12 protein-coding genes are annotated in these 12,954 nt (G+C 71.0%); 5 read left to right on the forward strand and 7 right to left on the reverse strand.

Features of this window, described 5'->3' with window-relative positions:
• The first annotated feature begins 59 nt into the window (after positions 1-59).
• Positions 60-1,079, forward strand: coding sequence for a TerC family protein (locus J2Y42_RS02700; protein ID WP_309854789.1), 1,020 nt, complete (start codon positions 60-62; stop codon positions 1,077-1,079).
• On the opposite strand, the gene J2Y42_RS02705 is transcribed toward J2Y42_RS02700, so the two are convergent.
• Both J2Y42_RS02705 and J2Y42_RS02710 read right to left on the reverse strand, forming a co-directional pair.
• The gene (locus tag J2Y42_RS02705) at positions 1,051-2,394 is read right to left on the reverse strand and encodes a low temperature requirement protein A (protein ID WP_309854791.1); all 1,344 of its coding nucleotides are present in this window, start codon (positions 2,392-2,394) and stop codon (positions 1,051-1,053) included. The genes J2Y42_RS02700 and J2Y42_RS02705 overlap by 29 nt on opposite strands.
• 56 nt (positions 2,395-2,450) lie before the next feature.
• Positions 2,451-3,326 carry a LysR family transcriptional regulator gene (locus tag J2Y42_RS02710; protein WP_309854793.1) on the reverse strand — a complete coding sequence of 292 codons (876 nt, stop codon included), beginning with the start codon at positions 3,324-3,326 and terminating at the stop codon, positions 2,451-2,453.
• A gap of 93 nt (positions 3,327-3,419) precedes the next feature.
• Here J2Y42_RS02710 and J2Y42_RS02715 point away from each other — a divergent pair, with 93 nt between their 5' ends.
• Entirely contained in the window at positions 3,420-4,682 is a 1,263-nt protein-coding gene (locus J2Y42_RS02715) for an MFS transporter (protein WP_309854795.1), read from the forward strand.
• Between the two features lie 11 nt (positions 4,683-4,693).
• On the opposite strand, the gene J2Y42_RS02720 is transcribed toward J2Y42_RS02715, so the two are convergent.
• Positions 4,694-5,743 carry an LCP family protein gene (locus tag J2Y42_RS02720; RefSeq protein ID WP_309854797.1) on the reverse strand — a complete coding sequence of 350 codons (1,050 nt, stop codon included), beginning with the start codon at positions 5,741-5,743 and terminating at the stop codon, positions 4,694-4,696.
• Between the two features lie 287 nt (positions 5,744-6,030).
• On the opposite strand from J2Y42_RS02720, the gene J2Y42_RS02725 reads away from it, so the two are divergent.
• Together J2Y42_RS02725 and J2Y42_RS02730 are read left to right on the forward strand one after the other, a co-directional pair.
• Complete coding sequence (locus tag J2Y42_RS02725; protein WP_309854799.1) at positions 6,031-6,252, forward strand: hypothetical protein; 222 nt, start codon at positions 6,031-6,033, stop codon at positions 6,250-6,252.
• Complete coding sequence (locus J2Y42_RS02730; protein WP_309854801.1) at positions 6,249-6,470, forward strand: hypothetical protein; 222 nt, start codon at positions 6,249-6,251, stop codon at positions 6,468-6,470. Before J2Y42_RS02725 ends, J2Y42_RS02730 begins: the two co-directional genes overlap by 4 nt.
• 27 nt (positions 6,471-6,497) lie before the next feature.
• Here J2Y42_RS02730 and araA read toward each other — a convergent pair whose 3' ends face one another.
• The 4 genes from araA to J2Y42_RS02750 all read right to left on the reverse strand — a co-directional run bounded on the left by araA (position 6,498) and on the right by J2Y42_RS02750 (position 12,072).
• Entirely contained in the window at positions 6,498-8,015 is a 1,518-nt protein-coding gene (gene araA, locus J2Y42_RS02735; protein WP_309854803.1) for an L-arabinose isomerase, read from the reverse strand.
• Positions 8,015-8,755 (reverse strand): L-ribulose-5-phosphate 4-epimerase, encoded by a 741-nt coding sequence (locus tag J2Y42_RS02740; RefSeq protein ID WP_309854805.1) that lies wholly within the window; start codon positions 8,753-8,755, stop codon positions 8,015-8,017. Before J2Y42_RS02740 ends, araA begins: the two co-directional genes overlap by 1 nt.
• Positions 8,752-10,437, reverse strand: a complete 1,686-nt coding sequence (locus tag J2Y42_RS02745) for an FGGY-family carbohydrate kinase (protein WP_309854807.1) — start codon at positions 10,435-10,437, stop codon at positions 8,752-8,754. Before J2Y42_RS02745 ends, J2Y42_RS02740 begins: the two co-directional genes overlap by 4 nt.
• Before the next feature lie 636 nt (positions 10,438-11,073).
• A complete protein-coding gene (locus J2Y42_RS02750) occupies positions 11,074-12,072 on the reverse strand; it encodes a LacI family DNA-binding transcriptional regulator (protein WP_309854809.1) in 999 nt (332 codons plus the stop codon).
• Between the two features lie 96 nt (positions 12,073-12,168).
• Between J2Y42_RS02750 and J2Y42_RS02755 the strand changes: the two genes are divergently transcribed.
• Complete coding sequence (locus J2Y42_RS02755; RefSeq protein WP_309854811.1) at positions 12,169-12,915, forward strand: SDR family oxidoreductase; 747 nt, start codon at positions 12,169-12,171, stop codon at positions 12,913-12,915.
• The last annotated feature ends 39 nt before the right edge of the window (positions 12,916-12,954 follow it).

The raw sequence follows: 12,954 nt of genomic DNA on the forward strand, positions 1-12,954 counted from the left end.
TCCGGTCGGGGCGGAGGAGACCTTGGCGAGACGTTCCGCCTACCCCTTGGGAGTTCCCGGTGCAGGTCACCCCGCTCATCTGGATCATCACGATCGCCGTCACGATCGCGTTCTTCGTCTACGAGTTCTTCGCGCACGTGCGCAAGCCGCACGAGCCGACCATCGGCGAGTCGGCCCGGTGGTCCGCGTTCTACATCGGTCTGGCGCTGCTGTTCGGCGTCGGCATCGGGATGGTCTCCGGCTGGACTTACGGCGGCGAGTACTTCGCGGGCTACCTGACCGAGAAGGTGCTCTCGGTCGACAACCTGTTTGTCTTCCTGCTGCTGATGTCGGCGTTCGCCGTGCCTAAGGCATACCAGCAGAAGGTGCTGATGATCGGCATCATCATCGCGCTGATCCTCCGTGGCGCGTTCATCGCCGTCGGAGCCGGGCTCATCGAGAACTACTCGTGGGTCTTCTACCTCTTCGGCGCCCTCCTGCTCTTCCTGGCGTGGCGTCAGGCGTTCGGCTCCCACGACTCCGACCCGACCGACAACCGGGTGATGCGGTTCATCCGGCGGCACCTGCCCGTCACCGACGAGTACAACCGCGACCGGCTCACGGTGAAGAAGGACGGGCGCCGCTTCGTCACCCCGATGCTGCTGACCATCATCGCGATCAGCCTCATCGACGTGGTCTTCGCCGTCGATTCCATCCCCGCGATCTACGGTCTCACCAGCGAGGCGTACATCGTCTTCACCGCCAACGCCTTCGCCCTGATGGGACTCCGCCAGCTGTACTTCCTCATCGGCGGCCTCCTCGAGCGGCTCGTCTACCTGTCGCAGGGCCTCGCGGTCATCCTGGGCTTCATCGGCGTCAAGCTCGTCTTCCACGCGCTGCACGTCAACGAGCTGCCCTTCATCAACGGCGGCCGGCACGTGGAGTGGATCCCCGAGATCCCGACCTGGTTCTCGCTCCTCTTCATCGGAGCGACGATCGCGGTGGCCGCCACGGCCAGCCTCCTGAAGACGCGCGGCGACCGCCGCGCCGAGATCCAGGACGAACCGGAGCTCAGCTCGGACGCGCGTCCGCAGCGGTGACCGGGGAGGTCGAGGGGTCGTTCCGCCACGCACGCAGGGTGTGACGGAAGCCGACGAGCTCGTGGCCGACCACCTCGACCACCGCGCCGAGCGCGACCAGCCCGATCACGGTGCTCAGGGCGGTGAGCTGGCCCGGCTGTTCCAGGTCGACGGGCTCGCCGGGATGCGTCAGAGCGCCGACGACGACCGCCGCGGCGAGAGGCGCGAGGGTGATCAGCAGGAGCGGCAGGTGCGTGAGGTCGAACGACCGGAGCAGCACGCTCCAGATCAGGAAGATCAGCACGATCGTGGCGGCCAGGGGGACCGCGAGGGCGAGCGCGACACCCAGCAGTGAGACGCCTCCCTTCTCCACTGCGATCGTGGTCAGGTGCAGGCCGGCGCCGATGGCCGCGATCGTCCCGAACAGGGCGAGGTGCGCGTAGCGCCAGCCGAACGCCCGCTCCGGCCGCCGTTCCAGCACCAGCCGCGACGGCACCAGGAAGTAGCTCCACCAGACGGCGGCCGCCATCACCAGACCGGAGGAGGCGATCAGCACGGCCTCGGGCGACCATCCCGCCTCCTGCGTGAGTGCGCCGACGGCGGCCGTCGTCCCGGCGATGACCTCGCCGATGGTGATCAGTGTCAGCAGGCCGAACCGTTCGGCGAGGTGACCGGGGTTCCAGGGCGAGAAGCCGTACAGCCGGGTCGCCGCCACCGGGGCGATCATCTCGGCGAGCGCGAGCACCACGATCGCCGAGACGGTGGCTCCCACCGGCAGCGGCACGATCGCCGTCAGCAGCCAGCCCACCTGCGCCACCGAGATGATGACGACGTACGAGATGGCGTTGCGGCGATGGTCGGGGTCGGTCCGCGCCGCCCGCAGCCACAGCACGATCAGCGGCACCCGCATGATGATGTAGCCGATCACCATCAGCAGGTTGTTCGGGCTCTCGCCATCCGCCGCGCGCTCGAAGCTGACGGGAAGGCCGTACGTGAGCACGATCACCCCGATCATCTGCACGATGGTCGCCAGACGGATGAGCACGTCGTCGTTGCCGTAGGCGGACGAGAACCAGGTGAAGTTGAGCCACGCCCAGCTGACCGCCCACACCGCGAACGCGTAGGCCCCGAGAGCCGGCCAGACGTCGCCGTGCGCGAGCTGCTCGGCGAGCTGATCCGACGCGGCGGCGAAGGCGACGACGTACGTGAGGTCGTACAGCAGTTCGAGGGGAGTCGTGGTCCGGCCGCGCTCCTTCGGGTTCCTCCCGGGCATGGGGCGGATGCGATGCCGCAGCTCCAGCCGCAACTGGTCAGTGAAGTCCGATTCGCCGCCCACGCGCCCTCCCTGGTCAGAGTCTTGCGCATCCCGGGCGGCGGAGGGTAGCTCTCGGCCTAGGGGGCGCCGATCCGCTCGGTGAGCAGGTCGAGCAGCGCCTCCGCGGCACGGCCGGGGCGTCGACGGGCGATGGCGCTGAGCCGCCAGTCCACGGGTTCGGTCAGGGGGCGCACGACGGCTCCCTCCGCCGGGATGATGGTCAGCTCCGGCAGGGCGGCCACGCCCAGTCCCGCGGCGACGAAGCGCGGGATCTCGCCCAGGTCGGACAACTCGGTGGGCACCCGACGAGTCAGGCCGAGGGCCTGCAGCGCGCGATCGAGGGTGACGCGGTTGCCGAAGCCGACACGCGAGTCCACCCAGGCCTCCTCCGCCAGGTCGGCGAGCGCGACAGTGCGGCGGCGGGCGAGCGGGTGATCCTCCGGCAGCACGGCGAGGAACGGGGAGTCGACCAGCGGTCGCATGATGAGGTCGGGAACCGCGTCGGGCAGGCCGTGGAACGCGATGTCGAGCCGCCCCTGGCGCACCTCCTCCACCAGGCCGGTGGATCCGCTGGGCGACGGGCCGAGGCGGAGGTCGACGTGTGGATGCCGCCGGTGGAACTCGCCCATGATGCCCGGCAGGTCGATGGTGGTCAGGTTCGTGAAGATGCCGACCCGGACCGTGCCGCGCAGGGGGCCGTGCTCGTCGGTGAACTCGCGCATCCTCTCCACGGCGTCGATCGCGCTGCGCGCCTCGGGCAGCACGGTCCGGCCCGCCTCGGTGAGCCGCACGCCGTGCGCATCCCGCTCGAACAGCGCCGTCCCGAGTTCCGATTCGAGACTCCGGATGCCCGCAGAGACAGTCGACTGCGCCGCGAAGACGCGGGCAGCGGCGCGCGTGAAGTTGAGCTCGTCGGCCACGGCGACGAGGTACTCGAGCTGGCGCGTGTCCATAGATGCAGCCTAGCGTCGACGATCGCTCATATCGATCGTCAGCATCGGCTATTTCCGTTGGACTCGATGCTCGCCGAGGAGCACCATCGAAGCATGACCAGCACGCTCGACTTCTCCGCCCCCACCGGCTCCGCTCCCCGGATGGAGGCCGCACCGGGCCGCACCCGGCGCTCCTTCCGCCTGCGCCACGGCGCCGGCTTCTGGGTCATCGCGGCGGCGTTCCTCGCCGTGATGGCCTTCTCGACCATCCCCACTCCGCTGTACGCGTTCTACCAGGCACGCGACGGCTTCCCGACCTGGGTGGTGACCGTCATCTTCGCCGCGTACGCGGTCGGCGTCATCGCCAGCCTCTTCCTCATCGGCCACCTGAGCGACATCGCCGGCCGACGCAGGATGGTGCTCATCGCCGTGCTCATCGAGATCGTCTCCGCCGCCCTCTTCCTGGTCTGGAACGATGTCGCCGGCCTGATCGTCGCGCGCACCCTCTCCGGAATCGGTGTCGGCGCCTTGACGGCGAGCGCGACCGCGCACCTCAGCGAGCTGCGCGCCGTCGCCCGGCCGGACGAGGGGCCCGCGACCGCCGGGACCGTCTCCACGGTCGTCAACACGGGCGGACTCGCGCTCGGCCCGCTGATCGGCGGAGCGTTCGCACAGTTCCTGCCCGAGCCGCTGCTGCTCCCGTACGCGGTGTTCCTCGTCGTGCTCGCGGTCGCGGCCGTCGCCGTCGCCCTCGTTCCGGAGACTGTGGAGTGCGCGGAAGAGCGTCCGGCGTACCGCCCGCAGCGGATCTCGCTGCCCGCCGAAGCGCGAGGAGCCTTCTCCGCCGCGGCCGTCGCCGCCTTCGCCGGCTTCGCGGTCTTCGGGCTGTTCACGTCGCTGGCCCCGAGCGTGCTCGTCGTCACCCTCCACCAGACCTCGCACCTGCTGGCCGGGTTCGTCCCGTTCGCGGTGTTCGCAGCGTCGGCGATCTCGCAGATCGTCTTCGCCCGGGTCTCCTCCCGCGCGCAGCTGATCCTGGCCCTCGTCCTCATGCTCGTCGGGCTCGCGGGCCTCGCGGCCGGCGTGCTGACGGCCTCGTTCGCGGTCTTCCTGGTCAGCGGTGTGCTGGCGGGCGCCGGTGTCGGTCTCCAGTTCCGCTCGGCGATCGCCGCGGCGGCCTCGCTCGCCGCCCCGGAGCGCCGCGGTGAGGTGCTCGCCGCGATCTTCCTGATCGCGTACATCGGTCTGGCGGTGCCCGTGCTGCTCGTCGGCATGGCCCTCATCTTCTGGCCGCTCGTGCCGGTGCTGGTGGTGTTCGACGCCGCGGTCGCGGCGCTGTCGGTTCCCGCTGGCCTGCGGATGCTGCGCCGGGCTTGACCCGTCCGGTCTCAGTGGACCGAGGTGAACGTCCCGAGCGCGTCGTCCGCGAGGGCGGAGCGGAGAGCCGGGAGGGTCCCCTCATCCACGTTGACGATCGACTGCCCGTCGGATGAGGTCCCGGTTCCGGCGGTCGGCATCGTGAAGGCGTGGATGCTGGACGGGCCGTCGAGGCGCATGCTCGCCGCGAGCCCGATCATCGTCGGGAGGTCGAACTGCTCGTCGAGGCTGAGGTACCGGCCGGTCGCTCCGGCGAACGACGTGACGGCGGCCGGGTCGGCGAGCGTCCCGCGGCTGAGCAGCTTGGCGACGATGGCCCGCAGGAGCGCCTGCTGGTTGGCCACGCGCTGGTAGTCGGCCGTCGGGAACGCGTACCGCTCCCGGGCGAAGGCGAGAGCCTGGGCGCCGTCGAGGTGGTTCATGCCCTGAACGAAGGTGTAGTGCGGCTTCTTGACCGTGGTGAAGCCGACCGGGCTGTCCACATCCACTCCGCCGAGCGCGTCCGTCATCCCTTCGAGGCCCTGGAAGTCGATGATCGCGACGTGGTCGATGTGCGTCTGGAGCAGTTGCTCGACCGTCTGGATCACCAGCGGCGTCCCGCCCCAGGCGAGCGCGGCATTGATCTTGGCCGTGCCCTTGCCGGGGATCGGAACCCAGAGGTCGCGCATGATCGACATGATGTAGACGTCTTTGCGGTCGGCGTCGATGTGCACGAGCATCATGGTGTCGGAGCGCTGGTCGGACTCGGTGCTCTGCCCGACGGTCGTCGGATCTCCGCGGGAATCGGAGCCGATGAGCAGGATGTTCATGGCGCCGGTCGAGACGGGGGTCGGCCGGGTCGCGGCGGGCGGGAAGGCGCGCGGGATGTGCGTCACCGTGGAGTTGAAGGTCGATGCGACGCTGCCGGCGTAGTACAACCCTCCGCCGACCACGGAGCCCGCCACGACGGTGGCCACGGCGAGCAGCGTGGTCGCGACGATGGAGACCACCGACCGACGACGCGGCTCCTTCCGGGTGCGGCGGTGCCAGCGGTGAGGTGAACGTGTGGTCTGCGCGATCATGATGACCGTCTCCGGCACTCCCCCAGGAGCGTCTCATCTGACTTCGCTCGAGCTTTCGGGCGAGATGAGGATTTCTCATCTGCGCTTGAGGCTACGCTTGTTATCCCCAGAAGTCCCCGTTAATGAGGACATAATTTGTACCCCGGTTACCCCCAGTTCGCGGGGCTCAACTCAGGGCCATACCCGGAACCCGCGCGCGGATCGCGTTCATCGTCGCCTCGTCCGAGACGCCCTGGAAGTCGTACCGCGGGGTGCACGGAGCGATCAGCGCCGTCACCTCGTCCTCCGTGAGCTCGACATCCCTGTATCGGCACTTCCCCACCCGCGAAGCGCTGCTGCTCGCCGTCTACGCGGCGGAGATCGACGGACTCGAGGGCGCGGTGGACGAGCTGCTGGCGAAAGAGGCGCCGCTCGACGCTTTCCGCAGCTGGTCGCGGCAGCTGGCCGAGCTGGTGCGCATCAAGCACGGGCTCGGGAAGCGCTGGCCAGCCCCTCGGCGTAGGCGGTGATCGACGCCACCTACGCGCCGGTGACCAACGCGATCGGACGGCTGCTGGATGCGGCGGTCGCCGACGGCGACATCGGGCCGGGAGCCGACCCCGGCGACATCCTGCTTCTGCTCAGCGCGCTCTGGCGGGTCCCGGCCGGGCCGGACGGCCTCGCGCAGGCGGACCGGCTGCTGGAGGTGGTGGTCGCGTCGCTGCCGGCACCCCGCGGCCGGAGCTGACATCCAACTCCGGCCGCGGGTGATGCGTCAGATGCCGCGCGCGAGGCGGTAGTAGGCGGCGTTCGCGTCGAGATCGCGGCGCACCGAGCGGAGCGTCGTCGTGTCGTCGATGACGATGAGCTCGGTGCGCAGCATGCGGGCGAAGTCCTCGAAGACCTCGACCCCGACCGCGGTGCTCATCACCGTGTGGTGCGCCGCGCCGGCCTCGAGCCACGCGGTCGCCGACGTCGTGAAGTCGGGCTGCGGCTTCCACACCGCGCGGCCGACCGGCAGCTTCGGCAGCGGAGCCGACGGCTCGACCACCTCGACCACGTTGGCGACCAGGCGGAACCGGTCGCGCACATCCGACAGCGCCACGACGACCGCCGGACCCGGGTCCGCCGTGAAGACGAGTCGGACCGGGTCGTCCTTGCCGCCGATGCCGAGCGGGTGCACCTCGAGCGTCGGCGTCGCCGAGCTGAGCGACGGGCTCACCTCGAGCATGTGCGCGCCCAGGATGCGCTCGTCGCCGGGCGTCAGGTCGTACGTGTAGTCCTCCATGAGGGATGCGCCGCCGGGCAGGCCCGCGCCCATCACGTTGGCCGCGCGCACCAGGACGGCGGTCTTCCAGTCGCCCTCAGCACCGAAACCGTAACCCTCGGCCATCAGCCGCTGGACGGCGAGCCCGGGCAGCTGCTTCAGGGCGCCCAGATCCTCGAAACTTGTCGTGAACGCGCCGAAACCGCCCTCCTCCAGGAAAGAACGCAGGCCCAGCTCGATGGCCGCGCCGTCGCGCAGTGACTGGTGGCGCTCGCCGCCGCGGCGCAGCTCCGGAGCGACGTCGTACTGCTCCTCGTACTCGGCGACGAGGGCGTCGACGGCGTCGGCCGGCGCCGCGGCGACCGCATCCGCCAGCTCGTTCACGCCCCACGTGTTCACCTGGACACCGAAGATGTGCTCGGCCTCGGTCTTGTCGCCCTCGGTGACGGCGACGAAGCGCATGTTGTCGCCGAAGCGGGCGAGCTTCAGCGTGCGGGTGGCGGCCCGGCCGGCCGCTGCGCGCATCCACGTGCCGACGCGTGCCGAGACGACCGGGTTCGAGACGTGCCCGGCGACCGTGGTGCGCGGCACGCCGAGGCGCGTCAGGATGTAGCCGAACTCGCGGTCGCCGTGGGCGGCCTGGTTGAGGTTCATGAAGTCGAAGTCGATCTCGGCCCAGGGCAGCTCGACGTTCGCCTGCGTGTGCAGGTGGAGCAGCGGCTTCTGCAGCGCGTCGAGGCCGGCGATCCACATCTTCGCGGGGCTGAAGGTGTGCATCCACGCGATCACGCCGATGACGCGGTCGTCGGCGTTCGCCTCGAGCATGATGCGGCGGATGGCGTCGGCGTCGGTGAGGACCGGCTTCCACACGATCTTCACGGGCACGTCGGGCGACGCGCCCAGCTCGTCGGCGATGGCGCGGGACTGCTCGGCGACCTGCGCGAGGGTCTCCGGTCCGTACAGGTGCTGGCTCCCGGTGATGAACCAGACCTCGTAGACGTCGAGGGAGGTGATGAGCTTCGGCATCAGGCGGTGGGTCCTTCCGGGGTCTGTCCGTAGACGTTCTGGTAACGGTCGAAGAGGCGGTCGATCGCCTCCTGAGGAATGGGGACGACATCGCCGCCCTGGCGCGCGATGTGCATCGTGCGGGCGACATCCTCGGCCATGACGGCGGCCTTCACGGCGTCGCGCGCGTCGGAGCCGATGGTGAAGACGCCGTGGTTCTGCATGAGCACGGCGCGGCTGCGGTGACCGGTGAGCGTCGACACGATGCCGCGGCCGATGGAGTCGTCGCCGATGATCGCGAACGGCCCGACCGGGATCTCACCGCCGAACTCGTCGGCCATCGCGGTGATGGCGCACGGGATGGGCTCGGCGCGCGCCGCCCAGGCGGTCGCGTAGGTGGAGTGCGTGTGCACGACGCCGCCGACCTCGGGCATGCTGCGGTAGACGAATGCGTGGGCGGCGGTGTCGGACGACGGCGACCGCTCGGAGCCGAGCGACCCGGGGACGACCTCGCCGTCGAGGGTGCAGAGGATCATGTTCTCGGGCGCGAGGTCGTCGTAGTCGACGCCGCTCGGCTTGATGACGAACAGGTCCTCGCCCGGCACGCGGCCGGAGACGTTGCCGCCGGTCCAGACGACCAGCTGGTAGCGGACCAGCTCGGCGTGCAGGGCGGCGACGCGCTCGCGGACGGCGCGGACGGCCGGGGACTCGGGGGTCGGAGTGGCGGCGTTTGCGTCGGTCGGGGTCTGGGCGTCGGTCACTGGTCGGATCCTTCCGTTGGGCGATCGGCGGAGGCGGTGGTGTCGGGCAGGGCGGTCACGGCCGCGCGCTCCACGGCGAGGCCGGCGTCGTAGCGGTCGAGGTAGGCGGCGAAGCCGGCGACGTCCTCCGGCCGCGGCTCGGCGGTCTCGAAGGCGACATCGCGGAACACGCGCTCGCGCAGGTAGGTGTCGAGGTCCTGGCCGTTCTCGGCTCGCGCATCCAGGTAGGCGGCGAGGACGGCGATCCCCCAAGCCCCGCCCTCCGAGGCGGTGTGCGCGACGGAGACGGGAGCGTCGAGGGCACCGGCCAGGAAGCGCTGGGCGACGCCGGCGGTGCGGAACACGCCGCCGTGGGCGAGCATCCGGTCGAGCGCGACGCCCTCGCGTGCGAGGACGCGCATCCCGAGCGCCAGGGTCGCGAACACCCCGTAGACCTCCGCGCGCACCAGGTTGCCGAGGGTGAAGCGGCTGCCCGGCGTGCGGACGAGGAGCGGACGACCCTCGGTGAGCCCGGCGATGGGCTCGCCCGCGAGGTGGTTGTAGGCGAGCAGGCCGCCGGCGTCATCGTCACCGGTCAGCGCCTCCCGCAGCAGGGTGTCGAACACGGCGTCGGGATCGGCGGGGCGGCCGGACGCGGCGGCGAAGCGGCCGAAGAGTCCGGCCCACTCGGCGAGCTCACTGGCACCGTTGTTGCAGTGGACCATGGCGACCGGGTCGCCTGCGGGGGTGGTCACCACATCCAGCTCGTCGTGCACCTCGGCCAGCGGACGCTCCAGTACAACCATGGCGAAGATGCTGGTGCCGGCGCTCACATTGCCAGTGCGCGGTGCGACGGATGCCGTCGCGACCATGCCGGTGCCGGCGTCGCCCTCGGGCGGGCACAGGGTCGCGCCGGGACGCAACGTGCCGGACGGGTCGAGGAGCGCAGCACCCTCAGCGGTCAGGTCGCCCGCGGGCTCTCCGGCGGAGAGAACTTCGGGCAGCAGGTCGCGGAGCGGAGGGATGCGGCCGGCGGCGAGCCGGTCGTAGCGGCCGACGAGCTCGGCGTCGTAGTCGCCGGTCGCGGGGTCGATCGGGAACATGCCCGACGCATCCCCGACCCCGAGCACCTGGCGCCCGGTGAGCCGACGGTGCACGTACCCGGCCAGCGTGGTGACGGACCGGACGCCCGGGAGGTGGGGTTCGGCGTCGAGGACGGCCTGGTGCAGGTGGGCGATCGACCAGCGGAGCGGGATGTTGACGCCCAGCAGGTCGGTCAGCTCGCGTGCCGCCGCTCCCGTGTTCGTGTTGCGCCAGGTGCGGAACGGCACGAGCAGCTCGCCCGCCTCGTCGAAGGCGAGGTAGCCGTGCATCATCGCCGAGACGCCGAGGGAGCCGACGGTGGTCGGCGCGACGCCGTGGCGGGTCTGCGCGTCGGCGGCCAGGGCGGCGTACGCCGCTTGGAGGCCGGACCAGACCTCCTCGATCGGGTAGGTCCAGAGGCGGTCGACGTAGGAGTTCTCCCACTCGTGGGCGCCGACGGCGAGGACGACCGACGGGTCATCCGCATCCACCAGGCAGGCCTTGATGCGGGTCGAGCCGAACTCGATCCCGAGCGCGGTGCGGCCCGACTCGATGGCCTCGCGGGCGCGGGCGGCGGCTGCGTCTCCGGGAGCCGCAGGGGCGGCGTCGGCTGGCACCATGGTGGCATCCACTCCTTTGTGACCGGTCACATTGACGGTTCGAGTGTACGGCACGCGCCCGTCGGCGCGCCACTCCGCGCGGGCGGCGCTCGGCGCGGGCGCCGCGTCTCCCTGGCGGCCGCGCATATTCGTGCCGAATGTGCGGAATGGCGCGAGCATTCCGCACATTCGGCACGAATCTGGGCGGTGGCAGCACCGGCGGGACGAAGATTTGGCCCAAATTGTCGGAAAGACAGTCGCTATCCCGCGATTTGGCACAAATGTGCGGAGCGGCGCTGGGTCACCGAGATTCGTGCTGAATGTGCGGAATGGCGCGAGCATTCCGCACATTCGGCACGAATCTGCGGCGGCGGCACCGGCGGGATGAAGATTTGGCCCAAATCGTCGGAAAGGCCGTCGCTATCCCACGACTTGGCGCAAATCTACGGAGCGGCTGGGCCACGAGATTCGTGCCGAATGTGCGGAATGGCACGAGCAATCCGCACATTCGGCACGAATCTGCGGCGGCGGCACCGGCGGGACGGAGATTTCGCGCAAATCGTCGGAAAGACAGTCGCTATCCCACGATTTGGCGCAAATCTCGCGCGGCGGAGGGGCGCGCGGCGGAGGGGCGCGCGGCGGAGGGGCGCGCGGCGGTCAGGCGGAGTCGCGGACGACGAGGACGGGGGCCACGGGCTCCTCGAACGCGAGGTCACCGCCCTCCAGCAGCGCGACCAGGCGCGCGACACAGCGGCGGCCGAGCTCGGCGAACTCCTGCCGGACCGTCGTCAGCGGCGGCGCGAAGAACGCCGCCTCGGGGATGTCGTCGAAGCCGACGACGGCCAGATCGTCCGGGATCGAACGCCCCGCGACCCGCGCAGCGTGCAGCACGCCGAGCGCCATCTGGTCGTTCGAGGCGAAGACGGCGCGGATGGAGCGGTCGGCCACGAGTTCAGCGCCGATGGCCGCGCCCGAGGCTGCCGTCCAGTCCCCTTCGCGCGACACCACGGCGTCGGCGCCCGCGGCCGCCATCTCGGCGAGGAAGCCGTCGCGCCGGGCGCGCGCCTCCGTCCAGTCGCCCGGTCCGCTCAGGTGCGCGATGCGGCGGTGCCCGGCCGCCAGGAGATGCCGCGTGGCGAGGCGTGCGCCGAGCTCCTGATCGACGAAGACGCCCTCGTCGCCGGCGCCGCCCGCGCCGTGCAGGGTCACCGACGGCAGGGAGAGCGAGAACTGGCCCATCGCATCCTGAACCCGCTGCTGCGGTGCGATCACGACGATCCCCTCGACGGCCTGCTCGCGCAGATGCCCGATGGCCGCCTGCAAATCGGACGGGTCGAGGGACGCGGCGTGGGCCACGGTGACGGTGTAACCGGCGGCGCGGCCGGCATTCTCCACGGCGTCGATGCTCGAGGCCGGGCCGAAGAGGGAGGAGGCCGACGCGGCCAGCACCCCGATGGTCCGCGAGCGCGCAGTGGTCAGCATGCGGGCAGCGCGGTTCGGCCGGAAGTCGAGGTCGGCCATCGCGGCGAGCACCCGGGCACGGGTCTCCGGCCGGATGCTCGGGTGGTCGTTGAGCACGCGGGAGACGGTCTGGCGCGAGACGCCGGCGGCCGCGGCGACCTCGCGCACGCCCGGGGGCCGACCGACCTCGCTCACGCCTGCACCTCCGACACACCCACACCCTAGGGGGCGGCGGGTTCAGAGGGCCAACCGGGGCCGACCGCAGGAGCGATCGGCCGTAGTGTCGAAGGCATGACCACATCCACACCCTCCGACACGTCGTCAGCCGCATCCGCCGCGTCCTCCGCACCGAAGCGACCCATCGCTCTCGTCACCGGCGCCTCCCGCGGCATCGGCAAGGCGATCGCCGTCGAGCTCGGGCGCTCGCACCACATCCTGGTCGGCGGGCGGGACGCGGCGGCCGTGGATGCGGTGGTCGCCGAGCTGCCGTCGGCCGAGCCGTACGTGGCCGACCTGGTCGCCGACCTGTCCGGCGCCTCGTTTCCGCCGCTGCCCGACCGACTCGACGTGCTCGTCCACTCGGCCGGCGTGGAAGACGGCGGCACGATCGAGGAGACCGACGCGGACGTGTGGCGGCACGTCTTCGAGGTGAATGTGTTCGCCGTCGCCGCGCTCACGCGGCGAGCGCTTCCGGCACTGCGGGCCGCGGAAGGGCTGGTGGTCGCCATCAACAGCGGCTCGGGCCTCTCCAGCGGGCCAGGCGGCGGGGTCTATGCGGGCTCCAAGTTCGCACTGCGGGCGCTCACCGACGCGTTGCGCGAGGAGGAGCGTCCCCGCGGGGTGCGCGTCAGCAGCATCCACCCGGGCCGGGTCGACACCGACATGCAACGTGCTCTCGTCGCCCGCGAGGGCCTCGACTACGACACGACGTACACGATCACGCCCGAGATGGTCGCGGCGACCGTCCGCACCGCGGTCGACCTGCCCCCCACCGGCACCGTCGAGTCCCTCAGCGTGCGCCCCGTCCACCGCCGCTGACCCATCCCGCCGCTCGGCCCCGACCGTCGAGTACACAAA

It is taken from the genome of Leifsonia sp. 1010 (genome assembly GCF_031455295.1).
Classification (GTDB): domain Bacteria; phylum Actinomycetota; class Actinomycetes; order Actinomycetales; family Microbacteriaceae; genus Leifsonia.